At 69.1% G+C, this 1284-nt stretch carries 1 protein-coding gene; it reads right to left on the bottom strand.

The genetic code is table 11. The annotated features are described in order from the left end of the window. A partial coding sequence (locus tag ACFU99_RS43995) for a cytochrome P450 (protein ID WP_384404448.1) occupies positions 1-1165 on the bottom strand: 1165 nt, incomplete at its 3' end. Positions 1166-1284 lie beyond the last annotated feature (119 nt).

Here is a 1284-nt window from a genome sequence, read left to right as displayed (position 1 = left end):
GCCCCTGCTCGGCCGGGCGGAAGGTCTCCGCCAGGGCCAGGTCGGGCATCGCGTCGAGCAGCAGCCCGATGCCGGTCTCCACCTCGGCCTTGGCGAGCAGCGCGCCCACGCAGAAGTGCCGGCCGAGCGCGAAGGCGAGGTGGTCGGCGGCGGCCGAGAAGGCGTTCTTCGCGCTCAGGTCGGTGCGGAAGATGTCGAAGACGTCGGGGTCGGCGTACCGGCGCTCGTCCCGGCCGGCCGCGCCGATCAGGCAGGTGACCGTGGAACCCGCGGGGACCGTGCCGCCGCCGATCTCCACGTCCTCGGCGACCTGGCGCATGATCATGTGGACCGGGGGCGTGTAGCGCAGGGTCTCCGCGAAGGCCAGCGGGATCAGGGAGTGGTCCGCGCGGACGGCGGCGAGCTGCTCGGGGTTGTCGAGCAGGTTGCGGACGATGCCGGCGAGCGCCTTGTCGGTGGTCTCGCCGCCCGCGGTGAGCAGCAGGCTACAGAACGACTTGATGTCCTCGTCGCTCATGCTCGTACCGTCTATCTCCGCCGCGCAGAGGGTGGAGAGCAGGTCGTCGCCGAGGCTCCCGCGGCGGTCGCGGATGACCGGCAGCATGTAGGCGGCGAACTCCTCACGGGTGCGGACGCCCGCCGCGTGCACCTCGGGGTCCTGGGAGAGGTTGCCGAGGAACCCGATGATCGCCGTGTACCAGCGGTGGAACCGCTCGTACTCGCCCTGGTCGAGGCCGAGCATGTCGACGATGACGTTGACGGGGAAGCGGGTCGCGAAGTCGGCGACGAGATCGGCCCGGCCGGTGTGCCGGAAGCCGTCGATGAGGGTACGGGCGTTGCGCTCGATGACCGGCATGAAGTGGTCCTGGAGGGCGTTGCCGCGGAACGCGGGGGCCACCAGGGCGCGCCGCACGGCGTGCTCGCGGCCGCTCATCTGCAAGATGGTGCGGCCGTGCGCGGGCTCCAGCTGCCAGTCGTAGTTGTCGGTGGTGAACACGGGGTCCTTGAAGGCCCGCTCCACGTCGTCGTACCGGGAGACGATGTAACTCTGCATGGCCTCGTGCCGGATCAGCGGGAATTCATCCCGCATGATGCGGTACGCGCTGTACGGATCCGCGGCGAACTCCGGGGAGAGGATGTCCGGCGCGTTTCGGTTCGTCGTCATGGGGCCAAGATCATCGTGAAGCCCACAACTTTTCAATAGCTCCGACATCACGATGCATAACGGACCCCGACATAACGGTCCTTGTCGGACGTTCGGACGCTCGGACGCCGGACCGGGAC

Origin of the sequence: Streptomyces sp. NPDC057654 (genome assembly GCF_042800135.1) — a bacterium.
Classification (GTDB): Bacteria; Actinomycetota; Actinomycetes; order Streptomycetales; family Streptomycetaceae; genus Streptomyces.
Note: the sequence above shows the minus strand (reverse complement) of the source record. Positions and strands in the feature narration are given on the sequence as shown.